General features: G+C 64.9%; 26 protein-coding genes and 1 tRNA gene. 18 read left to right on the top strand and 9 right to left on the bottom strand.

The features are described 5' to 3' along the window. From DUPY_RS19905 to DUPY_RS19890, 4 genes are all read right to left on the bottom strand, one after another. A partial coding sequence (locus DUPY_RS19905) for an FtsW/RodA/SpoVE family cell cycle protein (protein ID WP_229255437.1) occupies positions 1-2,180 on the bottom strand: 2,180 nt, incomplete at its 3' end. Beyond that, positions 2,153-3,118 carry a protein kinase domain-containing protein gene (locus DUPY_RS19900; protein WP_070250400.1) on the bottom strand — a complete coding sequence of 322 codons (966 nt, stop codon included), beginning with the start codon at positions 3,116-3,118 and terminating at the stop codon, positions 2,153-2,155. The genes DUPY_RS19900 and DUPY_RS19905, both read right to left, overlap by 28 nt. Positions 3,119-3,203: 85 nt before the next feature. Further along, positions 3,204-3,674 carry a glycine zipper domain-containing protein gene (locus DUPY_RS19895; RefSeq protein WP_070250399.1) on the bottom strand — a complete coding sequence of 157 codons (471 nt, stop codon included), beginning with the start codon at positions 3,672-3,674 and terminating at the stop codon, positions 3,204-3,206. Positions 3,675-3,825: 151 nt separating this feature from the next. Beyond that, a complete protein-coding gene (locus DUPY_RS19890; RefSeq protein WP_070250398.1) occupies positions 3,826-4,356 on the bottom strand; it encodes a GNAT family N-acetyltransferase in 531 nt (176 codons plus the stop codon). Positions 4,357-4,490: 134 nt separating this feature from the next. Here DUPY_RS19890 and DUPY_RS19885 point away from each other — a divergent pair, with 134 nt between their 5' ends. Beyond that, entirely contained in the window at positions 4,491-5,921 is a 1,431-nt protein-coding gene (locus DUPY_RS19885) for a M20/M25/M40 family metallo-hydrolase (RefSeq protein WP_070250397.1), read from the top strand. Here DUPY_RS19885 and DUPY_RS19880 read toward each other — a convergent pair whose 3' ends face one another. Then, a complete protein-coding gene (locus tag DUPY_RS19880) occupies positions 5,922-6,773 on the bottom strand; it encodes an MBL fold metallo-hydrolase (protein WP_070250408.1) in 852 nt (283 codons plus the stop codon). Between the two features lie 138 nt (positions 6,774-6,911). Here DUPY_RS19880 and DUPY_RS19875 point away from each other — a divergent pair, with 138 nt between their 5' ends. The 4 genes from DUPY_RS19875 (at position 6,912) to DUPY_RS19860 (ending at position 10,539) form a co-directional block, all read left to right on the top strand. Then, positions 6,912-7,151, top strand: coding sequence for a hypothetical protein (locus tag DUPY_RS19875; RefSeq protein WP_070250396.1), 240 nt, complete (start codon positions 6,912-6,914; stop codon positions 7,149-7,151). A gap of 63 nt (positions 7,152-7,214) precedes the next feature. Next, positions 7,215-7,634, top strand: coding sequence for a hypothetical protein (locus tag DUPY_RS19870; protein WP_070250395.1), 420 nt, complete (start codon positions 7,215-7,217; stop codon positions 7,632-7,634). Between the two features lie 119 nt (positions 7,635-7,753). After that, positions 7,754-9,157, top strand: coding sequence for a TolC family protein (locus tag DUPY_RS19865; RefSeq protein WP_229255436.1), 1,404 nt, complete (start codon positions 7,754-7,756; stop codon positions 9,155-9,157). Continuing rightward, a complete protein-coding gene (locus DUPY_RS19860) occupies positions 9,154-10,539 on the top strand; it encodes a multicopper oxidase family protein (RefSeq protein ID WP_070250393.1) in 1,386 nt (461 codons plus the stop codon). The genes DUPY_RS19865 and DUPY_RS19860 overlap by 4 nt, the downstream gene beginning before the upstream one ends. A gap of 33 nt (positions 10,540-10,572) precedes the next feature. Here DUPY_RS19860 and DUPY_RS19855 read toward each other — a convergent pair whose 3' ends face one another. Both DUPY_RS19855 and DUPY_RS19850 read right to left on the bottom strand, forming a co-directional pair. Next, positions 10,573-10,854: a hypothetical protein gene (locus DUPY_RS19855; RefSeq protein ID WP_070250392.1), complete on the bottom strand. Its 282-nt coding sequence runs from the start codon at positions 10,852-10,854 to the stop codon at positions 10,573-10,575. Beyond that, positions 10,855-11,595 carry a S24 family peptidase gene (locus tag DUPY_RS19850; protein WP_070250391.1) on the bottom strand — a complete coding sequence of 247 codons (741 nt, stop codon included), beginning with the start codon at positions 11,593-11,595 and terminating at the stop codon, positions 10,855-10,857. 133 nt (positions 11,596-11,728) lie between these two features. Between DUPY_RS19850 and DUPY_RS19845 the strand changes: the two genes are divergently transcribed. The 4 genes from DUPY_RS19845 (at position 11,729) to DUPY_RS19830 (ending at position 15,562) form a co-directional block, all read left to right on the top strand. Beyond that, positions 11,729-12,160, top strand: a complete 432-nt coding sequence (locus DUPY_RS19845) for a hypothetical protein (RefSeq protein WP_070250390.1) — start codon at positions 11,729-11,731, stop codon at positions 12,158-12,160. A 54-nt stretch (positions 12,161-12,214) separates the two neighbouring features. Then, positions 12,215-12,301 (top strand) — tRNA-Leu (locus DUPY_RS19840). Between the two features lie 285 nt (positions 12,302-12,586). Then, positions 12,587-14,749, top strand: coding sequence for an EAL domain-containing protein (locus DUPY_RS19835; RefSeq protein ID WP_070250388.1), 2,163 nt, complete (start codon positions 12,587-12,589; stop codon positions 14,747-14,749). A gap of 216 nt (positions 14,750-14,965) precedes the next feature. Further along, entirely contained in the window at positions 14,966-15,562 is a 597-nt protein-coding gene (locus DUPY_RS19830; protein WP_070250386.1) for a hemerythrin domain-containing protein, read from the top strand. Positions 15,563-15,648: 86 nt separating this feature from the next. On the opposite strand, the gene DUPY_RS19825 is transcribed toward DUPY_RS19830, so the two are convergent. After that, positions 15,649-15,975: a 4a-hydroxytetrahydrobiopterin dehydratase gene (locus DUPY_RS19825; RefSeq protein WP_070250384.1), complete on the bottom strand. Its 327-nt coding sequence runs from the start codon at positions 15,973-15,975 to the stop codon at positions 15,649-15,651. Between the two features lie 175 nt (positions 15,976-16,150). Here DUPY_RS19825 and DUPY_RS19820 point away from each other — a divergent pair, with 175 nt between their 5' ends. The 7 genes from DUPY_RS19820 (at position 16,151) to DUPY_RS19790 (ending at position 22,465) form a co-directional block, all read left to right on the top strand. Then, positions 16,151-16,441: a hypothetical protein gene (locus DUPY_RS19820; protein ID WP_141749612.1), complete on the top strand. Its 291-nt coding sequence runs from the start codon at positions 16,151-16,153 to the stop codon at positions 16,439-16,441. Between the two features lie 46 nt (positions 16,442-16,487). Next, a complete protein-coding gene (gene budC / locus DUPY_RS19815) occupies positions 16,488-17,249 on the top strand; it encodes a meso-2,3-butanediol dehydrogenase (RefSeq protein ID WP_070250380.1) in 762 nt (253 codons plus the stop codon). Between the two features lie 113 nt (positions 17,250-17,362). Continuing rightward, positions 17,363-18,289: an STM4015 family protein gene (locus tag DUPY_RS19810; protein WP_070250378.1), complete on the top strand. Its 927-nt coding sequence runs from the start codon at positions 17,363-17,365 to the stop codon at positions 18,287-18,289. A gap of 15 nt (positions 18,290-18,304) precedes the next feature. After that, a complete protein-coding gene (locus DUPY_RS19805; RefSeq protein WP_070250376.1) occupies positions 18,305-19,396 on the top strand; it encodes an STM4014 family protein in 1,092 nt (363 codons plus the stop codon). Beyond that, on the top strand, positions 19,393-20,208 hold the full coding sequence (locus DUPY_RS19800) for an STM4013/SEN3800 family hydrolase (RefSeq protein ID WP_070250370.1): 816 nt from the start codon (positions 19,393-19,395) through the stop codon (positions 20,206-20,208). Before DUPY_RS19805 ends, DUPY_RS19800 begins: the two co-directional genes overlap by 4 nt. Continuing rightward, on the top strand, positions 20,205-21,584 hold the full coding sequence (locus tag DUPY_RS19795; protein WP_208600070.1) for an STM4012 family radical SAM protein: 1,380 nt from the start codon (positions 20,205-20,207) through the stop codon (positions 21,582-21,584). Before DUPY_RS19800 ends, DUPY_RS19795 begins: the two co-directional genes overlap by 4 nt. Further along, a complete protein-coding gene (locus DUPY_RS19790; RefSeq protein ID WP_084640806.1) occupies positions 21,578-22,465 on the top strand; it encodes an STM4011 family radical SAM protein in 888 nt (295 codons plus the stop codon). The genes DUPY_RS19795 and DUPY_RS19790 overlap by 7 nt, the downstream gene beginning before the upstream one ends. 33 nt (positions 22,466-22,498) lie before the next feature. On the opposite strand, the gene hmgA is transcribed toward DUPY_RS19790, so the two are convergent. Then, the gene (hmgA, locus tag DUPY_RS19785) at positions 22,499-23,845 is read right to left on the bottom strand and encodes a homogentisate 1,2-dioxygenase (RefSeq protein ID WP_070250368.1); all 1,347 of its coding nucleotides are present in this window, start codon (positions 23,843-23,845) and stop codon (positions 22,499-22,501) included. A 180-nt stretch (positions 23,846-24,025) separates the two neighbouring features. Between hmgA and DUPY_RS19780 the strand changes: the two genes are divergently transcribed. Further along, the gene (locus DUPY_RS19780) at positions 24,026-24,247 is read left to right on the top strand and encodes a hypothetical protein (RefSeq protein ID WP_070250366.1); all 222 of its coding nucleotides are present in this window, start codon (positions 24,026-24,028) and stop codon (positions 24,245-24,247) included. Between the two features lie 286 nt (positions 24,248-24,533). Beyond that, positions 24,534-25,673 (top strand): histidine kinase dimerization/phospho-acceptor domain-containing protein (locus DUPY_RS19775; RefSeq protein WP_070250364.1); only part of this gene is annotated, 1,140 nt, incomplete at its 3' end.

Here is a 25,673-nt window from a genome sequence, read left to right as displayed (position 1 = left end):
CGCGCCGCCAGCGCCATCCCGCCCAGGAACGCCGCCTGCGCGCACCACAGCAGCACGGCGCCGGTCAGGCCGTGGCGGTTGATCAGGAACGCGGCGGCAAAGTCGTCCTGCACCGCCGGGATGCGCATCACGTCGCCCGCCGGCTGGCCCAGATCGCGCAAGCCGAACCACCAGTCCGCGCCCAGCCAGCCGCCTTCGCCGATGGCGCGCGCGCCCAGCAGCAGTTGCTGGCCGGTGTGCGGATGGCCGGCCGGGTCGAGCCACACCAGGAAGCGGTCGGCATAGAAACCCCACCGCACCAGGTCTTCGCTGCCGGCCAGCCGCAGCCAGGCGATGGCCGCCACCGCCAGTACCGCCAGCAACAGCAACGCCGACGCCAGCAGGCGCTGGCGCGCCAGCAGCGCATACGAAAATGCCATGGTCACGCACCACACCAGCAGCAGGATCAGTGGCGAAAAATCGTCCACCTGCACCAGCGCCAGGCCGAGCAGCGCCAGGAACAGCAGCGCTGGCGCGACCAGGCGCAGCCAGCGCGCGCCCTGGTCGGCCGGGTGCGGCGCGTCGCTGTGCCACCCGAAGCGCAGCGCCAGGCAGTGCGCGGTCAGCGCGGCCAGCGCCAGCTTGGCCAGTTCCACCGGCTGCAAGTCGAACACGCCGCCTTCGTCGCCCCACAGCACCTGCGCGGACAGGCCGGCCAGCGCCACCAGGGCAAAGCCGGCCAGCAGCCATTCGATGGTGCGCTGGTGCAGGCGCCGGCCAGTGCCAGCGGCATGGCGGAACCACAGTCGCAGCAGGCCGCCGGCGCCGCCACCGATCGCCAGCAGCGCCGCGCTTTTCTGGTAGTAGCGCAGCCACGTGGTCTGCGGCGCACCGAGGCCCATTTCCAGTTGCACCAGCAGGCCTGCGGCCAGCAGCACAACGGCGGCAGCGGTGAGCAGTGCGAGGCGACCGGGGAGAAACAGCCACAGTAACAGCGCTGAGGCGCCCAGCAACAGCGGCAGCGCGGCGCCGGGAGAAACGCCGGCGCGCTGGGCCAGCAGCGTACCGGCGCCGGCCAGCAACAGCAGCAGCGACGCCACCACGGCGCCGCCCGCGCGCGACACTGCGGCGGTCCCGGCCACGCATAGTACGGCAGCGGAAATCAGCAGCCAGCCACTCATGCCAAGGTCGCCGCGCCACAACTGGCGCTGTTGCCAGTCCCAGGTGACGGTCGCAGGCAGCTTGAGGTCCGGCGCTGCGTGCAGGGCGACCTGGCGGCTTGGCGCCAGCGTCAGGGTGCTGCTGCTGTTACTGAGCCGGAAGCGCGTGTGGCCCACGATCAGCGCGGTGGCGCCCGCCAGCGCAGCTTCCTGGCGGCGCAGGTCCAGCCCGTCGACCAGCACGGCCGTGCGTTGTCCATCGGCGCTGCCGGGCGCCAGTTGCAGGCGGCCGTGACTGCGCGCCAGCAGCGCCGCACCGGGCGCCACGCGTTCCACCCCGAGCCGGTTGCCGCAGTACAGGTTGCCGCCAAAAGCGAGCGGTCGGGCGATGGTGAGCACACCCGGTGCGAGCCGGTTCCACAATGCCTGCGCGCGGGTGGACAGGTGCGCATCCGGGCAATCCGGCTGGGCGCGACCGTCACGGTACAGCGTGGCGCCGTCGTAGCGCCATTGGCGGCCGCTGCGGGTAAAGGCGACGCTGCCGGCATCGGCCGCACCGACCTGGAAGCGCGCGCCATCGACCTGGAACACGGCGCCCGGCGCCAGCGTGCTGCTGCCCAGGCGCTGTTCGTCGCCGCCGCGCACCACGACCACCTGGCGCGCGGCGGCGAGGTTGCGCAGCATCCAGCCATCGCGCGGGTCCAGGCGCAGCGCCAGGTGCTGGCGGTCCGCGTGGGGCGCGGCCAGTTCCTGCTGGCCCATTACCACCGTCTGGCCGGCAACGGGTGCGATATGGATCGCAGCAGGCAGCCAGGCCGCCGGCGCCCTGAGCAGGGCCAGCACCTGCAGGGCGCACAGTGCTGCCAGCAGGGCCAGGGTAATGGCCATGCCCAGGTGCTGTCCTGCCACGTGGCGTAATCGGGCGACGACGTTGTTGGCAACTGGCGCTGGCAAGCCCCAGAGTGGTCGCCGTGGCAATGCCATCGGCGCTGTCGAGTGCAGCGGCCGCCCCATCACGCCGCCAACGCCGGTATTGCACACGCTTGCGCGACAGCTGCCAGCATGCGGCTGATCTGCAAGGCATGGCGCGGACGCAGCGCCGGATCGATCTGCAGCAGCGCGCGCAGCAGCGCCACCGCCGGCGCGCGCGCGGGTGGCGGCAGCCCTGCTGCGAAACGCGCCTCCTCGTCGGCGTGCAGGGTGGCGGGGATGGCGCCGCCGTGGGCGCGGCGCAGCACGTCGGCGCCGGCCGTGTGGTGGGTGCGGTAGGCCTGGCCGCAAGCGCTGCAAAAACGCAGCGCCTGGCCGTTCGTCACCAGGAAGTAGAACAGTGCGCCCAGCGAAAAATAGTCGCTGCGCGCGCTGCTGGTGTAGGCGCCGCCGGTGGGGAAGAACTGTTCCGGCGCCTGCCAGTTGGCAGTGCCGGCGTACGAGTGCTCGCGGGCGCCACCCAGCAAGCGGTTGGTGCCGAAGTCGGCCAGCTTTACCGTATGGTGCAGGCGGTCCACCAGCACGTTGGCCGGTTTCAGGTCGAGATAGCGCCAGCCGTACTGGTGCACCTTGGCCAGCGCCTGGTTGATCTGCCCGAGCCAGTCCAGCGCGCGCTCGACCGGCAAAGACTGCGCAGCGTCGTGCAGCGCCGCCAGGTGTTTGGCCAGATCGGTGGACATCAGTTCCAGCGCCAGCACCGGCAAGCCCTGGTGCCAGCCGCTGTCGAGCAGGCGGACGATGTGGCGGCCGTCCCACGGCGCCAGCGATTGCAAAAAGGCGATTTCGCCGGCGGCGCTGCCGGTCCAGCGTTCGCGTTGCAACGGTTGCGCGCACTCCATCTGCTGCCGGTTGATCAGCTTGACCGCCACCTCGCCGGCGCCGTGCGGGCCGCTGGCGCGCCATACGTGGCCGTAAGCCGAGCCGCCGATCTGCTCGCGCAGCCGGTAATGGCCCCGTTCCATCGCGATGATTGCGTTTGCTGTCGTCATGATCCCCCCGTTGGTTGCTGCTAGCGGAGGGAGACGAAAAAAAGCCCCCGGCGCGAGCGGCGGGGGCAGGGGAGACTAGTCCAGTTTAACGGCGATAGCCGTCGTAGCGGTCGTAGCGGTCATGGCGATAATCGCGCCCGCCACGGTCGTAGTAGTAATCGCGGCGCACTTCGCGGTATTCGCGGTACACCGGACGTGGCGGCTCCACGTAAACTACGCGCGGTGGCGGCGAGTAGTAGCGCGGTGGCGGCGCGTAGTAAGTCTGTGGCTGTTCGTAGTACACGGGCGCCGGTTGCGAATAAACACGGGTTTCGACGTAGCGGTCGTCGCGACGGTAATAGCCACGATCGCGGTCACGCGAACTGAGGCCGTTGCCCACCGCCGCGCCCACCAGGCCGCCGACGATGGCGCCATCGCGGCCACCGGCGCTGTTGCCAATCGCGGCGCCGACCACAGCACCGGCCACCGTGTTGAACTCACGGTCGCCTGCGTAAGCCGCCGACGATACTGCGGCTGCGGCCAGTAACGCGGTGCCCATCAATTTTTTGATCAACATGGTAATCCCCTTGCTGCGGCGCGGATCGGAATGATACGTCTGCCGGTAATGTCACTATAAAGCGTTAAAAAAAGCACGCAATTAGTTAAACACCTGCTTACAATCAAGACGGCTTGTAACAACTAAGTTACAGGCACGGTTACAGGCACGCTTACAGGCGACGCTCTTCCCATTCCGGCCGCAGCAGGCTGAAGATGCCCACGTCCTGGAAACGGCCATTGATGAAAAAGCTCTGGCGCAGCAGCCCTTCGGCGGTAAAGCCACATTTTTGTGCGACCCGCACCGAGCCCTTGTTCTCCGGCGCTGTCAACAGTTCCAGGCGCTGGTACTGGTGCACATTGAACAAGTAATCGACCAGCAACTGGCACGCTTCCGTCATGTAGCCGCGCCCGGCCAGCCTTGGCTCGAACAGGCGGTAGCCGATTTCGCGCGTGGTGGGCGTGCGGCTCTTGAAGTGGGTGATCACGCCGACGATGTGGTGCAGGCTGTCCTCTATCACGAACAATTCGCTGTCGTCGGTCACGTAGCCGTGCTGGAGGAACTCGCGGCGCAGCGTTTCGGGCGACTTGAAATGGGTGGAAAAATGGTCGCCGCGCGAGGGCAGGTCGTTGACCAGGGCGATGAAGGTATTGAGGTCGGTGCCGATCACGTGGCGCACGATGCAAATCTGACCCTTGAGCATGACGGTGTTCCTTCTGGCGGTGGACGACCATCTTAGTTTACCACCCCGGACAAATCAATCTGGATGACAAGCGCGATCTGATCGGTTATCGTTTTATATTGACTTGCAATCCATCCACTCTTTACAGGGCCCGCATGAAACTCGTCTTCCCATCGCAACTGACCATCCTCGCCAGCAGCCTGTTGATCGTATCGCACACTGCGCTCGCCGCGCCGGCCAACGATCCCGCCACCCTGGCGCAAATCCGTGACAGTGCGATGAAACAGGACTGGGCCTACGACCGCCTGGCCGACATGACCGATTTGATCGGTCCGCGCCTGTCCGGTTCCGCTGGCGCGGCCGCTGCCGTGGAACAGGTGGCCGACGCCATGCGCAAGATCGGCGCCAAGGTCACGCTGCAACCGGTCAAGGTGCCGCACTGGGTGCGCGGCGAGGAAAAGGCGCAACTGGTGGACTACACCGGCCGACCGGCAGGCATCACGCAGAAGGTGGTGCTGTCGGCGCTGGGCGGCTCGGGCGCCACGCCGGCCGACGGCCTGACCGCGCCGGTGATCGTGGTGCGCGACTTCGACGAGCTCACTGCCCGCAAGGCGGAAGTGAAGGGCGCCATCGTGCTGTTCGATGTGGCCTTCGACGACGAGATGGCCAAGGGCGGTCAGGCCGGCAGGGCCTATGGCCGCGGCTCCAACTACCGCACCAACGGTCCGCGCCTGGCGCAGGAACTCGGTGCGGTCGGCGCGCTGGTGCGCTCGGTGGGCGGCGCCGATTTCCGCCTGACCCACACCGGCGCCACCATCCTGGTGGACGGCAAGCGCATTCCGGCCGCAGCCGTCACGGCCGAAGACGCGATGCTGATTGCGCGCCTGAGCAAGCGCGGCCCGGTGAAAATGCACCTGACGCTTACGCCGCAAAACCTGCCCGACGCCGACAGCTACAACGTCATCGCCGACTTGCCGGGCACCGACAAGCCGGAAGAAGTGGTGATCGTCTCGGGCCACCTCGATTCGTGGGACCTGGCTACCGGCGCCCACGATGACGGCGCCGGCGTGGCAGCCGCCATGGCGGTGATCGACACGCTGAAAAAGCTCAACCTCAAGCCGCGCCGCACCATCCGCGTGATCGCCTGGATGAACGAAGAAAACGGCACCCGTGGCGGCCGGGGCTACTTCGACATGAACCAGCAAAAGATGGAGCAGCATTTCGCCGCGATCGAATCGGACAACGGCGCCGGCCGGCCTTTGGGCTTCATGGGCAGCGTGCGGCCGTCGATGGTGAAGTACTTCGCGCCACTGCAAAAATCGCTGGACCAGATCGGCGCCGGCGTTTTTGACCGCCGCGACGCCGCTGCCGGTTCCGACATCGCGCCGCTGGAACGCGCGGGCGTGCCATCGTTCCAGCCGCTGGTGGACTTCACCACCTATTTCAACTACCACCACACCCCGGCCGATACCCTCGACAAGGTCGATCCGGTGGAGCTGAAACGCCAGGTGGCCGTCATGACGTCGCTGACCTGGTACCTCGCCAACATGGACGAAAATATTGGCCGCACCGTCGTGCCGCAGTAATCAGAAGGCGTTCAGCGGTATCTTCAGGTACCGCACGCCGTTTTCCTCGGCGTCGGGCAGTTGTCCGGCGCTGATGTTGACCTGGATGGCCGGCAGGAGCAGCACCGGCATCGGCAGGGTGGCGTCGCGCCGGGTGCGCATCTCCACGAACTGTTCTTCCGTGACGCCGTCGTGGATGTGGATGTTGTGGGCGCGCTGTTCTGCCACCGTGGTTTCCCACTTCGCCTCGCGGCCGGCCGGTGGATAGTCGTGGCACATGAACAGCCGGGTTGCCGGCGGCAGTGCCAGCAGGCTGCGTACGGACCGGTAGAGCTGGGCCGCGCAGCCGCCGGGGAAATCGCAGCGTGCCGAACCCACGTCGGGCATGAACATGGTGTCGCCCACGAATACCGCGTCGCCGATGCGGTACGCCAGGTCGGCCGGCGTGTGGCCCGGCACGTGCAGCGCGTGCACTTCCAGCGCGCCGATGGTCAGTATCTCGTCGGGTTCGATCAGGTGGTCGAATTCACGGCGCACGCCCGGCGCCTGCGGGAACACCCGCGCGAACGCCTGCTGCACCTCGGCGATATGGCTGCCGATGGCGATGCGTCCGCCCACCGCCTGCTTGAGGTAGGGCGCCGCCGATAAATGGTCGGCGTGGGCATGGGTTTCCAGCAGCCAGACCGTACGCAGGTGGTGCATGCGCACGAACGCGATCACCGCGTCCGCCGAGCCGGTGGACGTGCGGCCCGCCTTGGGATCGTAGTCGAGCACCGAATCGACGATGGCGCAGTCGCTGCCATCGCCCTGGTGGACGACATAGGTGACGGTGCCGGTAGCCGCGTCGAAGAACGCTTTGATCTGTGGATTCATGGCGGTCATTATAATAAAATTTCATATCAAGGAAAGGCCTGGCAGGTTTTTCGATGTTGCCCAGGCCATCCGTGCGCAAGTCGGCGCGGCCTTCATGATAGTCTGGATAGCGATCAACAGCCGCCTAGGGAGCTACAGATGGACAAGATTCACTACAAGGGCTGGGAAATCGTTCCCACCGTTCTGCCAACCAGCGACAGCAAATTTACCGCCAGCTGCGACATCGAGCGCGCCAACGCCGACGGCGTGGAAGTGTTCGAGGGCGCCACCATGCAGTTCGTCCGCGACACCGAAGACGACGCCATCACCGCCGCCTGCGAAGAAGCCATCCGCCAGATCGACAACATCATCGCCAACCCGCTGGTGCGCCTGGCATAGAGACCGGGGGCGGCGCTGCGGCAAGCCTATGTCCTGTGGCATCTGCTGTGATACCATGGACGCATGATCGTCCTGCTCCGTTCCCTCGTCGTGTACTGCATGCTGCTGGCGCTCCCGTACCAGGGTTACGCTGCGGCCGCGATGATGGCGTGTGTGGCTGCCACCGCTCCTGCGGTTACTGACGTTGCTTTAGCTGCCGACCACCTGGCCATGCCCGCCGGTCCCCACGACCACGCGGCCATGATGGCGGCAATGGCGCACGATAGCGCCCGGCATGATTCCTCTTCCGGACACGCTGACCAAACCCACAACCATGGCAGCGCCAAGTGCGGCGGCTCCGCCTGTTGTGTCGCCGGCGCGCCGGTGATGGTCGATATGTTGTCCGTCCCCGCGCTGCCGGCCGTCTCCGGCGCCGTTGCGCGTTATGCCGACTATCTTCCTGCGGTCGACCTGGCTCACCCCGAACGTCCCCCTCAGGCTTAAGCTGTCCTCCGGCCACAGGTCCGTCCACGGACTGCGCCATCCCTGACCTTGCCGCGACAGACCCTGCCCGGGACCACTGCGCGCATACCATTCATACAATTTACCTCGAGGTGTAAGACATGCCCTGTCTGCATAAACCCGGCGGCGCTATTGCCATGGCGGCGGCGTTGCTGCTGTCCGGCTGCGCATCGCTGTCCGGCGACGGCGGTTTCAAATCTGCCGCCACGGTCAGCGAACAGCGCACCGGTGCGCCCGCCAGCGTGGCCGGCCGCCTGCCGCAAAACGACGACGACACGCGCGCTCTGGCCGCCGTGATCGACCAGAAACTGGCGCAGCCACTGAGCGCCAACGACGCGGTGCAGATCGCACTGCTCAACAACCGCAGTCTGCAAGCGACTTACTGGTCGCTCGGCATTGCCGAAGCGGACCTGGTGCAGGCGGGCCGCCTGCAAAATCCGGTGCTCGATTTCAAGCGCAGCCACGGTGGCGGCGCCCTGGAAATCGAACGCACGCTCACCTTCAACCTGCTCGGTATCATCACCGCGCCGATGGCCGGCCGCATCGAAGGGCGGCGCTACGAGCAAAGCAAGCTGCTGGTCGCCAACGAAGCGGTGCGGGTGGCGCTCGATACCCGCCGCGCCTGGGTGGCGGCGGTGGCGGCCGGCCAGAGCGCCGACTATGCGCAGCAGGTGCAAGCGTCGGCCCATGCCAGCGCGCAACTGGCGCAGCGCATGCGCGACGCCGGCAACTGGAGCGCCATGGACGTGGCGCGCGAACAGGCCTATCACGCGCAAACCATCGCCGAGGTCAACGCGACCCGCAAGGGCGTCGTGATGGCGCGCGAAAAGCTCACCCGTTTGATGGGCCTGGGCGGCACGCAGGCGGCCTACCGGCTGCCGGATCGCTTGCCCGACTTGCCGGCGGCACCAGCTGAACTGCCGCAACTGGCCGACATCGAACAGCTGGCTGTCAACGAGCGGCTCGACATCCAGGCTGCCAAACTCGATGTGGCGCGCATCGCCAGCACCCTCGGGCTGACCAAAACCACGCGCTTCATCAATGTGCTGGACCTGGGCCTGGTCGCCAACAGCGAGGGTGCGACCAACACCCGGGGCTACGAGATTGCGCTGGAGATTCCACTGTTCGACTGGGGCTCCACCCGCGTGGCGCGCGCCGAAGCGACGTATATGCAGGCGGCCAACATGCTGGCGCAAACTGCGGTGAACGCCCGCAGCGAGGCGCGCGAGAGCTACGCCGACTACCAAGCCTCGTACGACCTGGCGCGCCACTACCGCGACCAGGTGCTGCCAGCCCGTAAAAAGCTGGCCGACGAAACCCTGCTGCGCTACAACGGCATGCTGATGAGCGTGTTCGAGCTGCTGGCCGACGCCCGCGAACAGGCCGGCGCGGTGCGCGGCTATATCGCCGCCCAACAGGACTTCTGGATCGCCCAGGCCAACCTGGAGGCTGCCCTCGGTGGCCGCCTGCCAGCATCAACCATCAAACAAGGAAATCAACCATGACCACCCGCAGATCGTTTCTCAGCGGCGCCGCCCTGATCGGCGCCGGCATGGTGACCAGGGCCGGCGCAGCGTCGCTGCCCGAAGCGCCGGTGCAATCGTCGGCGGCCACGGCGCCGCCGCTGGCGCCGCCCAACGGCCGCCCGTACAACCCGGTAGTCACCCTCAACGGCTGGACCCTGCCATGGCGCATGAAGGACGGCGTCAAGGAATTTCACCTGGTGGCCGAACCGGTGGTGCGCGAAATCGCGCCCGGTATGACCGCCAACCTGTGGGGCTACAACGGCCAGAGCCCTGGCCCGACCATCGAGGTGGTGGAGGGCGACCGCGTGCGCATATTCGTCACCAACAAGCTGCCCGAGCATACCAGCGTGCACTGGCACGGCCAGCTGCTGCCCAACGGCATGGACGGCGTGACGGGCCTCACGCAACCGGGCATCAAGCCCGGTAAAACCTTCGTCTATGAATTCGTGGCGCGCAATGCCGGCACCTTCATGTACCACCCGCACGCGGACGAGATGGCGCAGATGGCGATGGGGATGATGGGCTTCTGGATCACGCACCCGAAGAACCCGAAGCAGCACGCGGTGGACCGCGACTTCGTATTCCTGATCAGCGCCTATGACATCGAGCCTGGCAGCTACACGCCCAAGATCAACACGATGACCGACTTTAACCTGTGGACCTTCAACAGCCGCGCCTTCCCCGGCATCGACCCGATGGTGGTGCGCAAGAACGACCGGGTGCGGGTACGCGTGGGTAACCTCACCATGACCAACCACCCGATACACATGCACGGCCACACGTTCGAAGTGACCGGCACCGACGGCGGCTGGGTCAAACCGTCGGCGCGCTGGCCCGAGGTGACGACCGATATCGCCGTGGGCCAGATGCGCGCCATCGAGTTCGTGGCCGACGCGCCAGGTGACTGGGCCTTCCACTGCCACAAGTCGCACCACACCATGAACGCCATGGGCCACGACGTGCCGACCATGATCGGCGTCGATCACAAAGGCGTGGCCGAGAAGATCAACAAGCTGGTGCCGGGCTACATGGTGATGGGTGACAAGGGTGGTTCGATGGGCGCCATGCGCATGCCGCTGCCCGAAAACACGTTGCCGATGATGAGCGGCGACGGCCCGTTCGGTGGCCTGGAAATGGGCGGCATGTTCACCACGCTCAAGGTGCGCGAAGGACTGGCGCGCAACGACTACAAAGACCCCGGCTGGTACCAGCATCCGAAGGGGACGGTCGCCTACGAGTGGACCGGCGAGATCCCGCCAGCGCCGCGTGCTCCGGGCGTGCCTGAAAAACCGGCAGACAAGCCGGCGCCCGAAGCGTTGAACATCAAGCGTGACGGCGGCGGGCACCAGCATCATCATTGAAACAGGTGTCAAGGATGACCGGCCACCTGCCGCCTAAAAGGGCAGGGGGCTGTCGGAGATATCGCCGCTGTAGCGTCGCCACGCAATCTGATCGGTGTCGATGTCATCGACCAGATTGGTCGTGTCGAAGTGCGCATACGTGCGCGAAAAGCCGCCATCGCGCGGCGACACCAGCATGATGGGCAGCGTGGGGAACACGCGCTGCGCCTCGGCGATGAGGCGCGCCCCCGGTTCCGGATAAGTAAATTCCAGAGGTACCAGGATCACGGCCAGCGTCAGCCGGCGGATGGTGATGACGGCAGCGGTAAGTTCCACTTATAGCCGATCCTTGAAATTGCGCGCATCGAAGCGCACGATGCGGCCGATCACGAAGCAGTCCGCGCCCTTGCACGGCTCCGGGCGGAACGCCGGATTTTCCGACGCCAGGAACCATTCGCGGCGCTGGTAGACCAGACGCTTGATCACGGCCTGGCCATTGTAATTCATGGCGAACACGCCGCCGGCCTTGCGCGCCTTGTCCTTCGTATTGATGACGACAATGTCGCCTTCGTACATCATCGGCTGCATGCTGTCGCCCTTGATCTTGATGGCCAGCAGCGCGCGCGGCGACAGGTCGTTTTCTTCAAGCCACTGGCGCGGCACATGGTGCTGGCCGTTTTCCTCGTACAGCGGCACGGTCTCGATGCCGTCAATGCCGGCTTGCAGGTGCAGCGACACCAGCTCGATCGGCACCGACGGCGGCGCCAGGTCGTCGTCGTCGGTCACCGGTTGCGCCTCGGGCATGTCCATGCCGGCGACCGAGCGCGAAGCCTCGGCAATTTGCGCAGCAATGGTGGGGCTGAACGCATCGACCGGCACGGCCAGGCCGCGTGCAAAGGCGGTGGCGGCCTTGATGTTGAGCGGACGCCGGCCGGCCACGTACTGCCACACCATGCCTTGCGAGCCGATGTCGAACTGCAGGCCGAACTCTGCCTGCGAGATTTTCGGCTCGCGCGCGAGCAGCAGCGCTTTCAGGCGAGCGGCGTCATCGAGTTGCCAGGATTCCAGGGTTTTCAAGTCAGGTTTCATGAAAGGAAGTTTAGCACGATGTTGCACATATGACGAGCTTTGCTATTGATTTATGTAATAGCGGTGCTATTATTCAATGTATCCGCACCGACATTCATCAAATCTTTACGAGAGAGCCATCATGCCCGTCCCCGACATCACCCCGTTCAGCGCCGGCGCGTTGGCTCAACTCCTGGCGCTGCCCATTGCCGCCGGCATGGCCGCCACCGTTCTCACCTTTCTATTCATGTGGCCGCGCACGCGCCGCGAAGCGCTGGTGCGCCTGACCTGCTCGATCTGCACCGCCGCCTTGCTGGGGCCGCTGCTGCTGATCGCTCTGCACAGCTGGTGGCCCACGCTGTTCGACTCGGCCAAGGTGTTGGCCGTGCTGTACGGCGGGCCGGCCATGCTGGGCGTGGTGGCGGTGGCATGCCCGGTCATGGTGCTGGCGGGCTTGCCAGCATGGTGGGGGCTCGGTGCGGTCGTACTGTGGCTGGAACGCCGGCGCGGCAAGGACATCGGCGAGCTGGTGCACGATGCAGCGGAAGTGGTTCGCGATGTGCGGCGGGGCTAAGTGTTGTCGGTATGGCAGTGGCGCGCCGCATGTGTCATAATATTGCGCTGCGCTGCTCCGATGGTGAAATTGGTAGACACTGGAGACTTAAAATCTCCCGCTTGCAAGAGCGTGCCGGTTCGACCCCGGCTCGGAGCACCAGCCCGCATTTTAGATGGACATCATAAAACGCCATAAACGCTTGAAAATCAAGGGTTTATGGCGTTTTTTGCTGTGTGCCATAGCCGACTCAAAGCCTTTAACACGACTGTTTTCTCCTCCACAAGCGGTGACTGCAGTTTGATCGATACATTGATGATGTTTTGCAGGAAGCGTTTTTTAGCTATCCCTAAAAACCTGCCGCACATTTGCGCAAAATCAAACAATTTCGAAGTCGAGCACGTCAGTATCGACAAAATTGAATGATCGTTGACGCAAAGGGCATACATGGATGATCACGAACTGCGGTCGCTGATGGCGATCGAGGCCGCCGGGATGGCGATTTGGGATTCGAGCGTTGTCAACGGCCAGATTGAGGAATGCACCATACAGTGGTCGGCCCGTGGTGCTGCAATGGTAGGGCTGCCCGCGCAAGAGACATTGCAGCCGTTTACGCAGTTTCTCGCGCTGGTGCATGAAGACGACCGCGACGAGCTGCTCGATACGATGCAAATGGCGGTGGACGCCCGAGCCGAGTACCACCTCGGGTATCGTGTGCGGCTCGCCGATGGCACGGTACGCTGGCTGCACGCCGATGCCAAGGTATTGTGCGGTGATGGCCGACATCCGGACCGCACACTCGGGCTGATTCGAGATGTGACTGGTATGGTTGAGCACGAGCGCCTCGTCAACGAACGCGAACGAATGGCTGAGGTGACGCTCGACTGTATTGGTGACGGCGTCATCACTACCGACTGCCACGGTGCCATACGCTTCATGAACCGGGCAGCCGAGCAATTGACCGGCTGGTCCCGTCAGCGGGCGGCTGGGCGCGACGTCAACGAAGTGATGCCGCTCGTCGATGAAGTCGACGACACGCCGCTTGAGCATGTCGCTTACAAATGTCTGCTCAGGCGCGAAACAGTGGGTATCTCGTCACACGCAGCGATGCTCACGCGCGACGGCCGCCGCATCGCCGTTGAGGACACCGCAGCACCCATCCGCGTGAACAGTGGCGGCATCGTCGGTGCGGTGGTGGTGTTCCGCGACGTCACCCATCAGCGCGCGCTGTCGAGCCAGCTATCCTGGCACGCCAGCCATGACGTGCTGACCGGCCTGTTCAACCGGCGTGAATTCGAGCTACACATTTCCCATGCGCTGCACGTGTCCAAGCAAGATAACCATACCCATGCATTGCTGTACATTGACCTGGACCGGTTCAAGCTGGTGAACGACACCGCCGGTCACGCTGCCGGCGACGCCTTGTTGCAGATTCTGGCCAAACAGCTGCAAGAGCGCATGCGCGAGAGCGACGTTCTGGCGCGGCTCGGCGGGGATGAACTCGGCGTACTTCTGGGTTACTGCCGCATGGACCAGGCGCGTCGTATTGCCGAGGAAATCCGCCAACTGGTCAAGGATTTTCGTTTCGTCTGGGATGTCCATAGCTTCGACATCGGCGCCAGCATAGGCATGGCTGAAATCAGCGCAGACAGTACTTCCGTCAGCGACCTGATGATTGCCGCTGACGAGGCTTGTTACCTCGCCAAGGACCAGGGACGCAATCGCGTCCACGTCTACTCTCCAAACGACGCCGCCATCACGCGCAGGCACAGCGAGATGATGTGGGTGGCGACACTGAACGACGCGATGCAGCAGGACCTGTTTACGTTGTACTCGATGCCGATCGCGCCGCTACGGGGCAACCACATGAAACACGAAGAAGTCCTGTTGCGCCTCACCGACGAGGGCGGTGACGTGATCAGGCCTGATCGGTTTATTCCCGCTGCCGAGCGTTACCATATGATGCCAATGCTCGACCGCTGGGTCATCCGCGCGGTATGCCGGCACATCGCTTACAGCGTGGGGTCACAATCCCAGCCTGTGCGGGAGGAGCAGCATGGGCGCAACACTGAAACCGAAGTGCCGATTAGCGGGATTTCTTCCGTCCTGGCGCAAGAAGTCGGGCCAACGCTGTACTCGGTGAATTTGTCGGGAGCATCAATGAGCGACGATGCGCTGTATCAGTTCATCGTTAGCGAGTTTGCGGTAAACCGAGTCGATCCCGCACAGATCTGTTTTGAGATCACCGAAACTGCAGCGATTCGCAACCTGCTGAAAGCGCAAGACCTGATATCTCAACTCAAACTGATTGGTTGTAGACTCTCGCTGGACGACTTTGGCAGCGGCCTGTCGTCGTTTGGCTACCTTAAAACACTGCCGGTGGACTTCCTGAAGGTCGACGGCTCGTTCGTCCGCGATATTGCCAGCAACCCGGTACACAGGGCCATGGTCGAGTCGATCCAGAAAGTTGCGCAGGTAATAGGTATCCAGACGATCGCCGAATTCGTCGAGGATGCGTCAACACTGGAGGTCATCAGCGAGATCGGAATCGATTTCGCCCAGGGCTACGCGGTTGGGCGGGAGCGTGCGCTTGATTCGGCCGACACGTAGAAGAATCCTGCCGCCCCTATCAGTGCTCCAGGGATCAGTAAGATGTCGGACGTGGAATGACGCCGGTTGCGCGTGCTTCGTCGATAAAAATTCCCTGATTAAATCAACCTTGAACACCAGCTCTTACATGGCATCGATCGCTACTCCTACATGAGTTTGTCGGCTACGGAGTGATCATGCCTGTACGCCGACATCTATAGTTCAGGAGACCACATCATGTTTTCCCTTGCAAAACTCAGTCCCACCGTGACCGACATGATCCGCTTCGATCATTCTCATGTCTTCGTTACCTTTCATCAATTTACCCAGGACAAAAGTCCCACCGTCAAGAAGGCACTGAGCGACACGATCTGTGCCGCGCTGGAAATTCACGCGACACTGGAAGAAGAGATTTTTTATCCGGTCATGCAGACAATCGACCCAGGCGACTCGGCGCTGGAAAAAGCGCCGCATGAGCATGCCGACATGAAGCGCCTGATCCGCGAACTGCGCACCATTCCCGGCACCGACGATCTTCATGACCGGGTGCTGTTGGAATTGATGCGCGAGGTAATCCATCATGTTGCGGATGAAGAAACTGTGCTACTGCCTGCTGCCGAGCGCAAGCTGTCCAAAGAACGTCTGATCGAGCTGGGTGTGGCGATGAACAAACGACGCATTGAACTGCTGGCGCCCCAGGCCGGTAAGGTTGCGATCAGTCATGCTGTTGGCTTTTCCGGCAGCACCGCCGCCTGGGTCCTCGGTGCAGCAGGCGCGATCGGCGCGATGCTTGCCTTTTCGGCGGCAGGCAGAAAGACTGCCGTGCAATTGTGACGATCTGGATAACGACCAGGCCTATCTTGCCGAACGGGAAAATCCCGCTGGCCAATCGGCACGTCGGGTAGCGTCGCCAGCTTGCATCATGGTTGGGTTGCTTCCCGGCCAGGCTGCGGCGCGAAGCGCCCGTACGCTTTTTCCGCGAGGTTGGCCATGATGAAATCGAGGCTGGTGAGACCGCCGGCATCGTGGGTCGTGAAACGGATGTTTACCGTGCGATACACATTCGACCATTCGGGATGGTGGTTATGTTTTTCGGCCGCGAGCGCCACCTCCGTCATGAACGAGAACGCCTGGACAAAATCGGCAAAGACGAACTCCCGATCAATCGTCCCGGCTGCGGCATCAAGCTTCCAGGACGGTAACGATTGTGCATGGCGCAATGCCGTATCGGAATTAAATTTTTCCATAACTTCCTTTCTTGGTCACGTCGATCTATCCGGAAAAATTCATAGTACAAGAGATGACAGGTTTTTGTGGCATGCCGTACAGAGCCGTCCGCTGGCATGCACCACACTCGCCCTTTCGCGCAGCGTTTTCTCACTGCATACCGCAACGTTTCGACTGTCTTTGAAAGGACTGCCAATGACTATCTTCTCCACCTCCGCAAAGTTGTTAATGGGCGCCGCCATTGGTGTAGCCGTTCTCACCGGCTGTAACAAGAAAGCTGAAGATATGCCGGCGCCAACGGCCAGCCAGGCTGCCAATCCCAACGTGGTGCCCGATCCCGACATGACCAAGCCCGGCACCACGGCAGGCGGCACCACGCGCGATGCCAATCCGGGCGGCACCACCGGTGCGCCGGCCACGCCGGTTGCTCCCGATCCGAATTCCACGGCGCAGCCGCCGTCGAGCACCACGTCGACCAATCAATAATGCGCGCCATCGTTCGAGCTTGCACAGCGGGCCAGAAAGGATTTAGATGAACCGTTTTAACAAGAAGACCGTCCTGATCACAGGTGCAGCTTCGGGAATGGGCCTGGCTGCGGCCCACCGTTTCCTCGACGAAGGCGCGCATGTCGTGATGATCGATATCGATGAGGCTGCGCTCACCAAGGCAGCTTCGCAGCTTCCGCAGGACCGCGTGCTGGTGCAGGTTGGCGATACCGCCGACAAAAGGACTGCGGACGTCGCCGTCAAAGCGACCATCGAGCGCTTCGGCAGCCTGGATGTCTTGATCAATAATGCCGGTATCGGCAGCTCGGGCGACATCACCAACACCAGCGCGGAAGACTTCGACCGCGTGATGGCGGTCAACGTGGCCGGTTACTTCCACATGGCCAAGGCAGCCATGCCTGAGTTGGTCAAGGTACGAGGATCGATCGTCATGACCTCGTCCGTTTCGGGCCTGGGCGGTGACTGGGAAATGTTCGCCTACAACACGTCGAAAGGCGCTGTCAGCAATATGGTGCGTGCGATGGCGCTCGACGCTGCCAAGGATGGCGTACGCGTCAATGCAGTCAATCCAAGCTTTACGGACACCGGTATGACCCGGGACATGTTGCAGGATGCAGAGCTTGTCGCCAAGTTCAAGGAACGCATGCCGCTCGGTGCACCGGCTGCCCCGGAAGGCGTGGCAGCAGTCATGGCCTTCCTGGCCAGCGACGACGCGCGCCTGATCACGGGCGTCAATTTGCCGGTCGATGCCGGATTGATGGCTTCCAACGGCCAGCCGCCGCAGTAAGAAAACGGCGTTCAGCGTAGTGAACGGGGGGGCAAGACCCTCCCTGTGGCAAGCCCTCCCATGGTAAGATTTAGGAATAAGCAAGATTTCCTGTCCGCCACGGAGCCCCCGCAATGACGATTTCCGACAGCACCACCACCTTCCACAACAAAAAAGTCGTGCAGTACGATCCCGACAGCGCTTTTGATCCGTCGCCCGACGTGGTCTATCGGCTGGCGCTCGACTACGACGACGAGCGCAAGATGCCGGAGCTGATCGACAGCTTTTTGGCGCGCGCCGACAAAGCGACGCTGGAAGCGCTGGTGATTGGCATGTGGGGCGAACCGTACGAGGCGGGCGCCGATGCGGTGATCGCCGCGCTGGCCAGCCGTGCGTTGGAACTGCCGGCGCTGCGCGCGCTGTTCGTCGGCGACATGACGTACGAGGAATGCGAAATTTCGTGGATCGTGCAGGGCAATTACAAGCCGCTGCTCGACGCCTTCCCGCAACTGGAAGAGCTGCGCATCCGCGGCGGCAACGAGCTGACCCTCGAACCGTTCGCGCACCAGCACCTGCGCAAGTTCACCATCGAATCCGGCGGCCTCGATCAGAAAATCGCGCTGGCGCTGGCCGCCTCCAGCATGCCCAACCTGGAACACCTGGAGCTGTGGCTGGGCGCCGACGACTATGGCTTCTCCGGCGACGTGGCGCTGTACCGCAAGGTGCTGGCGCAACTGGCCACGCCAGGCCTGCGCTACCTGGGACTGCGCGATGCCGAGATCGCCGACGACCTGGCCGCGTGGCTGGCCAGCGAGCCGCTGCTGGCCAGCGTCACCACGCTCGACCTGTCGCTGGGTACCATCGGCGACGCTGGTGCCGAGGCGCTGCTGCAAGGCACGCAACTGGGCAACCTCGCGCGCCTGGACCTGTCGCACCACTATATTTCGCCGGCCAACCAGCAAAAACTCAAGGCGCTGCCGTTCGAGGTCGTGCTCGACGATCCCCAGGAAGAGGACCAGTATGATGGCGAGGGCCATCGCTACGTGGCCGTCGGCGAGTAATTGTCGGGTCAGCCGATGACCGCGATGACTGTGCTGGCAACCGCTGCCAGCAAGCGCGTACGGCTGTTGCAGGCGGCGCGCGCGCAGCTTGGCATGCCGGCCGCGCGCGTGCTGGAATGGCGCGATTGGCTCGCGCAGCCTTCGCTGCTGGCGCAGGCGCTCGATCTGCCGTGCCTGTTCAAGATCGAGCCGCCCGGCGACGATCCCGCCGCGCACCTGCACCTGGTGCAGGACGGCTGCCGCCTGCTGGACCGGCCGCCGCCGCGCGCGCCCGAACATGGCGAGCTGCTGGCGATGGATGCCTGGTTTGCCGGTTTTGCCGACGCCATGGCGCGCCTGTCGCAGCAGCTGGCCGGCCTGCCGCTGGCGCAGGTGGTCAACGCGCCCGGCGACATCTGCCTGATGACCGACAAGCTGGCGTGCCAGCGCCACCTGCGCGAGCTCGGCGTGCCCGTGCCTGCCTTGCTGGGTCGCGTGGACGGCTACGAGCACTTGCAAGCGCTGCTCGATCAGCATGACCTCGACCGCCTTTACCTGAAGCCGCGTTACGGTTCTTCCGCGTCGGGCGTGGTGGCGTACCGGCGCAACCGGGCAGGGCGCCAGCAGGCCACCAGCTCCGCCAGCATGGTGCACACGCAGGGCGCCATCCGGCTGTTCAACGACAAGCGCATCGCGCGCTATGAGCGCGCCGCCGATATCGGCGCGCTGGTCGATGCCTTGGCCGCGCAGGAACTGTACGCGGAAGCGTGGCTGGACAAGCCGCGCTGCGGCGACTCCCACTACGACTTGCGCGTGGTCGCCATCGGCGGCCAGCCCGCGCACCGGGTGGCGCGCCTGGGGACGCGCATGATGACCAATCTGCACCTCGACAACCGGCGCGGCGACGCCGCCGCGCTGCTGGGTGCAGCCGACATGGCGGCGCTGGAAGCGACCGTGCGTCAGGCGGCGCGCACGTTTCCCGCCAGCGGCGTGGCCGGCTACGACCTGGTGGTGCGCCGGGGCCAGGCCCACGTGCTGGAAGCGAACGCTTTCGGCGACCTGCTGCCCGGCCTCTTGTGGCAGGGACGCGATACCTGCGCAGCGCAGCTGCAAGCGCTGGCGCCATGACGGACATGAACCTGGTCGTGGGCAGCCACGACATCGTCTTCATCACGCTCGACACCTTGCGCTACGACGTGGCGCAAGCCCTGTTCGAAGCCGGCGAACTGCCGGTACTGGGCCGTTTTCTGCCTGCTGCGGGCTGGGAGCGGCGCCACTCGCCGGCCACGTTTACCTATGCCGCGCACCAGGCCTTCTTTGCCGGTTTTTTGCCCACGCCGGCGGCCCCGGGCCGCCATCCGCGCCTGTTTGCCAGCGCCTTTGCCGGCAGCGAGACCACGTCGCCGCAGACCTTCGCTTTCGAGCAGGCCAGTATCCCGGAGGCGCTCGCCGCGCGCGGCTACCGCACCATCTGCATCGGCGGCGTCGGTTTTTTCAATCAACAGACCGCGCTGGGCCGCGTGCTGCCGGCGCTGTTCCAGCAAAGTCACTGGAACGCCGGCATGGGTGTGGCCGCCCGCCACTCGACCGAAAAGCAGGTGGCGCTGGCGCGCGAACTGCTGGCGCAAACCAGTGAGCGCACTTTTTTGTTCCTCAACGTGGCCGCGCTGCACGCGCCCAACCGCGCCTACCTGCCGGGCTGTCGCGCCGACAACCTGGAGAGCCACGCGGCAGCGCTGCGCTACGTGGACCAGGCGCTGGCGCCGCTGTTCGATGCGTGCGCCGCGCGGGCGCCCACCTTTGCCATCGTCTGCTCCGACCACGGCAGCGCGTATGGCGAAGAAGGTTATCGCGGCCACCGCGTGGCGCACGACAGCGTCTGGAACGTGCCGTATGCGCACTTCTTCATCCCCGCAAAATCGACAGGAACCGCACCGTGAATCCCTCCGAAGCGCCAGGCAACCTGGCGCAGCGCATGCGCCACACGCCTTACCAGGCCTATTCGTATTCGTATCCGCACAAGGCGGCGTATCGCAAGCTGGAGCAGGCCACGCCGCTGGCGCCGCTGTGGGCGCAGCAGGATCGCTCCGCGCTGTTTGCTTACATCCATATCCCGTTTTGCGAAATGCGCTGCGGCTTTTGCAACCTGTTCGCCATGGCGCGACCCGGCGCCGACATGGTCGAGCGCTACGTGCAGCAGGTACTGGTGCAGATGCGCGCGATGGATGGCGTGCTCGGTGAGCGTCGCTTTGCGCGCTTTGCGCTCGGTGGCGGCACCCCCACGTATTTGTCGCCGGCGCAACTCGAGACCTTGTTGTGCGGCGCCCGTGACATCCTCGGCATCGACCTGCACGCCACCCCGGCCGGCATCGAGGCATCGCCGGAAACCATCAACGCCGAACGGCTGGCGGTGTGCCGTGCGCACGGTATCGATCGCGTGAGCCTGGGCATCCAGAGCTTTGCCGCCGGCGAGATGCGTGCGCTGGCGCGGCCGCAGCAGAATGCCACCGTGCACCACGCGATTGGCCTGATCCGCGCCGCCGGTTTTCCGACCCTCAACCTCGACCTGATCTACGGCATCGCCGGGCAGACGGTGGCCAGCCTGCTGGCGTCGATCGACAGCGCGCTGGCGTTCGCGCCGGAGGAAATCTACCTGTATCCGCTGTACGTGCGCGAGCAGACCGGCCTGGGCAAGGTAGCGCGGCGCCAGGGCGCACACACCCTCGATCCCATCATGCTGGCGCGCGACGGCGACAGCCGCCTGGCGTTGTACGCGGCAGCGCGCGACCACCTGCGCGCGCAAGGCTATGTGCAGGTATCGATGCGCATGTTCCGCGCGCCGCATGCGCCGCTTGACGCCGGCCCGTCCTACTGCTGCCAGAACGACGGCATGGTGGGCCTGGGCGCCGGTGCGCGTTCGTACACTTCGCAGCTGCACTATTCGAGCGAATACGCGGTCGCCCGCGTGGAGACCATCGGCATCATCGACAACTACCTGGCCCTCGACCAGGCGCACTTCGCCCAGGCCGAGCATGGCTACCTGCTCGGCGCTGAAGACCAGCAAAGGCGCTATGTGATCCAGTCGCTGCTGACGGAACCGGGCCTGGACCGCGACGCCTACACGGCGCGCTTCGGCACCGCCTGCGAAGACGATCTGCCGCAACTGGCCGAACTGTTCGCCCTGGCGCTGGTGGAGCGGGACGGGCCGCTGCTGCGCCTGAACGACCAGGGCTACGCCTACGCCGACACCATCGGCCCGTGGCTGGCGTCGAACCAGGTGCGTGCGCTGATGGCTGAAAGCGGGCAGGCGTGCTGACAGTGCCCGACAGCGGACTGGCGCTGCTGTACCGCGGCACGCTCTCGAGCTGCAACTACGATTGCGGCTACTGCCCGTTCGCCAAGCAGCAGGACAGCCGCGCCGTGCTGGCGCGCGATGCCCGCGAGGTGATGCGCTTTACCGAATGGGTGGCCGCGCAGGACCGCGCCATCAGCGTGTTGTTCACGCCGTGGGGTGAAGCCCTGGTGCGGCGCCACTACCGCGCCGCCATGCATACGCTGGCGGCATTGCCGCACGTGCGCCAGGTGGCGCTGCAAACCAACCTGTCCGGCCCGCTCGGCTGGCTGGCCGACATGGGCGACATCGCACGTGGGAAGATCGGCCTGTGGTGCACCTACCACCCCGACCAGACCACGCTGGCGCGCTTTGTCGAACGGTGCGCGCGGCTGGGCGCCATGGGCGTGCGCTACTCGGTCGGGGTGGTGGCGCTGCGCGAACATTACGACGCCATCCGCGCGTTGCGCGCGGCGCTGCCGCCGCACGTTTATCTGTGGCTGAACGCCTACGACCGGCGTGGCCCCGGCTACTATGCTGCCGCGGACCTGGCCTGGCTCGACGTCATCGATCCGTGGTTTGCGCAGAGCCGTCGCCCGGCGCCGTCACGCGGCAAGGGCTGCCTGGCCGGTGAAGCCGCGCTGTCGGTCGATGGCGACGGCACGCTCACGCGCTGCCATTTCGTGCCCGAGATTCTCGGCAATTTGTACCAGCATGATTTGGCCGATTTGCTGCAGGAGCGCAGTTGCCCGCGCTTCAAGTGCGACTGCTATATCGGTTATGCGCAGCGCAAGGATTTGCCATACCAGGACGTGTTCGGGGCAGGCGTGCTGGCACGGCTGGGACCGCAGGGGCAGTCGGCGTGAATGCTGCCTTGTGCGTCCGCGCTGCCCGGCCGGTCAGACGCCGGTTCCCTCGTCGTTGAAGTGCTTGTTGAAGCCTTGCCAGCACTGGTAATAGTCGGGTTGCAGCTGCGGCGACGCCAGCGCGTGGGCGGTGGGGCAGATCACGTCGCGCGTCTCGAACATGAAGGCCATGGTCTGGTCGATCTTGTGCGGCACGCTGGTGTCGCTGGCGCTGGCCTTGTCGAAGGTGGCCGCGTCGGGGCCATGGCCGCTCATGCAGTTGTGCAGGCTGGCGCCGCCGGGGCGGAAGCCGGCCGACTTGGCGTCGTACTGGCCCTCGATCAGGCCCATGAATTCGCTGGCGACGTTGCGGTGGAACCAGGGCGGACGGAAGGTGTTTTCGGCCGCCAGCCAGCGCGGCGGGAAGATCACGAAGTCGAGCGTATCGACGCCCGGCGTATCGGACGGCGCGTGCAGCACCAGGAAGATCGACGGATCGGGATGGTCGTAGCTGATCGAACCGATCGCGTTGAAATGGCGCAGGTCGTATTTGTACGGCGCGTAGTTGCCGTGCCACGCCACCACGTCCAGCGGTGAATGGCCGATGCGCGCGCTCCACAGGTTGCCGGCAAACTTGGCCACCAGTTCGAAGTCGCCCTCGCGGTCTTCGAAGGCGGCGCGCGGGGTCAGGAAGTCGCGCGGGTTGGCCAGGCCGTTGGAGCCGATCGGCCCCATGTCGGGCAGGCGCAGCAAGGCGCCGTAGTTCTCGCAGATATAGCCGCGCGCGGCGCCGTCGGGCAGCATCACCTGGAAGCGCACGCCGCGCGGCACCACCGCGATTTCCTGCGGTTCGACCTCGATCAGTCCCAGCTCGGTGGCAATGCGCAGGCGGCCCTTCTGCGGCACGATCAGCAGCTCGCCGTCGGCGTTGTAAAAATAGCGGTCCGCCATGTCGCGGTTGGCGGCGTACAGGTGGATCGCGCACCCTGATTGCGCCGCCACCGATCCATTGCCGGCCATGGTGACCCAGCTGTCGAGGAAATCGGCGCCGTCCTGCGGCAATGGCAGCGGCAGCGGATCCCAGCGCAGCTGGTTGGGCGGCACGGCCACCTGGTCGAAGCGGCTGACCACGCGGCCGTTGTCAATCTGGCGGAACGGCTGGTGCATGGCCGCAGGCCGGATGCGGTACAGCCAGCTGCGCCGGTTGTGCGCGCGTGGCGCCGTGAAGGCGGTGCCGGACAACTGCTCCGCGTAGAGGCCACAAGGGGCGCGTTGCGGCGAATTCTGGTGCAACGGCAGCGCGCCGGGCAGCGCCTCGGTGGCGAACTCGTTGCCGAAGCCGGATTGATAGCCGGCTTGATGGTCGGACTGAAAACGCGAGGGAGGGTGGGGGACGTTCACGCTGGCTCCTGTGATTGGTATCGCCACAATGTAGTACACCGGCGTGAAGTTTGCGATGTAAATAAGTGAATAAGCTTTATTTACGGAGTAAATAACGCCGTCGCGCCAGTATTCCCATTGGCCAGGTCCGCACGATAGAAAAACCCGCCATAATGTGCCATCAATCCTGAGGAGACCGGCATGCCATTTTATCGAGTGTGGTACCAGAACAAGTCCGAGCCGCTGGAGTTTTCCAGCGCTTCCCGCGTGCGTGAGGACGAGATTTTCGAGCGCGTGTTCGCGCACGAAAACATCGCGCTGCCGGCCGAGTCCGGGCCGTCGCTGGCCGACGTGGCGGCCAGCCACCAGCTGGCGCCGTTGCGCTACACGGAAGACGAGGGCGAGCCTTATACGTTGCTGTAACGCTGCTGTAGCTTGACCCCGAAGCCACCGACCGCCGCACGCCGGCGGTTTTTTTCGTCACAGAACTTCCGTGCAACTACCGGTCCGTCCGGCTCTCCCACGTCTCCCACCTCGACTTCGAACCCGGCTAGCGGCGGTGCCGTTGCAGCAGCTAACGCCCGATCAAATGTTGTCGCTAACCATTTCGCATTAACTTACTTTCAGGCTACTGTGCTGTCGTGCCCCCCTTGAAGCGGCATAATGCGCGACAGATTGGTTGCCTAAAGGATATATAGTGCTGAATGGAATGCTTAAACGCGATTTGTCGTGGCTGTGGGCGGCGATCGCGGCAATGGTGCTGCTGGTCATCTGGCTGCTGCTGCAACTGGGACGGCAAGGGTCGGAGGCGCAGATCGCCGCCGCCCGTACCCGTGCCGCCGTGATTTGCCAGATCATGCGCGCCGGCGCCCAGCGCCTGGATGGCCGCGATGCGCAAGCCGAAGCGGTCGAGCGCGCCGTGGTCGATATGGCGCTGCGCGAAGACAACGGCGTCGAAGGCGGCCTGTGGCAGGCGCAGCGCGGCGTGTACGGGTATGCGTTTCCCACCTACGATGGCAGCGGCGTCAAGGACGATGCGCCGGCTGCCGAGTTGCCGCGCATCGCCTCGCTGGCGCAACGGGCGCTGGCCAGCGCCGCGCCGGTGCTGGAAGTACGGCCCGGCCTGCGCGAGGCGGTGGTGTATGGCGCCTGCCCGGTGTCGGCCGATGTCGCCGGCTGGACCCTGACCCGGGTGGCGACCATCGCCGACAACGCGCTCGACCACCTGGTGGTGGCGGTCAGCGCGCTGCTCTGTGCGCTGGTGCTGGCGGGCGCCTGGTTCGCGGTGCTGCTCACGCGCTGGGGCCGCGAGGTGCAGCGGCTGTCGGGCCTGCTGGTGGCCAGCGAACGGATGGCTGCGCTGGGCAGCCTGGCGGCCGGGCTCGCGCATGAGATCCGCAATCCGCTCGGCACCATCCGCATGAAGGTGGACAACGCGCTGGCGGCATCGCCCGACAAGCGCGGCGCCCGCACCGAGGCGGCGCTGCACACGACCCTGCTGCAAGTACAGCGGCTGGAAACCCTGGTCGCCAGCCTGCTGGCGCTCACCCAGCCATTTCACCCGCAACGGGCGCCAGTGGTCCTGGCCGACTGGCTGGCGCAACGGCGCCAGGACCATGCCGATGCTGCGGCCGATCTTGATGTGACGCTGGCATTGACGTTGGGGGCCGGTATTGCGCCTGGCGACCATGCTGCTGCCCACGGCGCCGCCGCGCAGGTCGATGGCGGTGCCAATACCGCCGACCTCGAGGTGGCGCTGTTCGATCCGGCGCAAATGGCGCGCGTGATCGACAACCTGCTGATCAACGCGCTGGCCCACACCACGGCCGGCGGCCGGGTGGAGCTGGGC

Origin of the sequence: Duganella phyllosphaerae (genome assembly GCF_001758785.1) — a bacterium.
Lineage (GTDB): Bacteria > Pseudomonadota > Gammaproteobacteria > Burkholderiales > Burkholderiaceae_D > Rugamonas > Rugamonas phyllosphaerae.
The sequence above is the reverse complement of the archived record's forward strand: the minus strand, read 5'-3'. Positions and strand labels throughout refer to the sequence as shown.

What these genes read in the sequence shown, in the direction of transcription:
- DUPY_RS19900 (WP_070250400.1), bottom strand. Translation starts at nt 3,118, where the DNA reads ATGACGACAGCAAACGCAATCATCGCGATGGAACGGGGCCATTACCGG.
- DUPY_RS19895 (WP_070250399.1), bottom strand. Translation starts at nt 3,674, where the DNA reads ATGTTGATCAAAAAATTGATGGGCACCGCGTTACTGGCCGCAGCCGCA.
- DUPY_RS19890 (WP_070250398.1), bottom strand. Translation starts at nt 4,356, where the DNA reads ATGCTCAAGGGTCAGATTTGCATCGTGCGCCACGTGATCGGCACCGAC.
- DUPY_RS19885 (WP_070250397.1), top strand. Translation starts at nt 4,491, where the DNA reads ATGAAACTCGTCTTCCCATCGCAACTGACCATCCTCGCCAGCAGCCTG.
- DUPY_RS19880 (WP_070250408.1), bottom strand. Translation starts at nt 6,773, where the DNA reads ATGAATCCACAGATCAAAGCGTTCTTCGACGCGGCTACCGGCACCGTC.
- DUPY_RS19875 (WP_070250396.1), top strand. Translation starts at nt 6,912, where the DNA reads ATGGACAAGATTCACTACAAGGGCTGGGAAATCGTTCCCACCGTTCTG.
- DUPY_RS19870 (WP_070250395.1), top strand. Translation starts at nt 7,215, where the DNA reads ATGATCGTCCTGCTCCGTTCCCTCGTCGTGTACTGCATGCTGCTGGCG.
- DUPY_RS19865 (WP_229255436.1), top strand. Translation starts at nt 7,754, where the DNA reads ATGCCCTGTCTGCATAAACCCGGCGGCGCTATTGCCATGGCGGCGGCG.
- DUPY_RS19860 (WP_070250393.1), top strand. Translation starts at nt 9,154, where the DNA reads ATGACCACCCGCAGATCGTTTCTCAGCGGCGCCGCCCTGATCGGCGCC.
- DUPY_RS19845 (WP_070250390.1), top strand. Translation starts at nt 11,729, where the DNA reads ATGCCCGTCCCCGACATCACCCCGTTCAGCGCCGGCGCGTTGGCTCAA.
- DUPY_RS19835 (WP_070250388.1), top strand. Translation starts at nt 12,587, where the DNA reads ATGGATGATCACGAACTGCGGTCGCTGATGGCGATCGAGGCCGCCGGG.
- DUPY_RS19830 (WP_070250386.1), top strand. Translation starts at nt 14,966, where the DNA reads ATGTTTTCCCTTGCAAAACTCAGTCCCACCGTGACCGACATGATCCGC.
- DUPY_RS19825 (WP_070250384.1), bottom strand. Translation starts at nt 15,975, where the DNA reads ATGGAAAAATTTAATTCCGATACGGCATTGCGCCATGCACAATCGTTA.
- DUPY_RS19820 (WP_141749612.1), top strand. Translation starts at nt 16,151, where the DNA reads ATGACTATCTTCTCCACCTCCGCAAAGTTGTTAATGGGCGCCGCCATT.
- budC (WP_070250380.1), top strand. Translation starts at nt 16,488, where the DNA reads ATGAACCGTTTTAACAAGAAGACCGTCCTGATCACAGGTGCAGCTTCG.
- DUPY_RS19810 (WP_070250378.1), top strand. Translation starts at nt 17,363, where the DNA reads ATGACGATTTCCGACAGCACCACCACCTTCCACAACAAAAAAGTCGTG.
- DUPY_RS19805 (WP_070250376.1), top strand. Translation starts at nt 18,305, where the DNA reads ATGACCGCGATGACTGTGCTGGCAACCGCTGCCAGCAAGCGCGTACGG.
- DUPY_RS19800 (WP_070250370.1), top strand. Translation starts at nt 19,393, where the DNA reads ATGACGGACATGAACCTGGTCGTGGGCAGCCACGACATCGTCTTCATC.
- DUPY_RS19780 (WP_070250366.1), top strand. Translation starts at nt 24,026, where the DNA reads ATGCCATTTTATCGAGTGTGGTACCAGAACAAGTCCGAGCCGCTGGAG.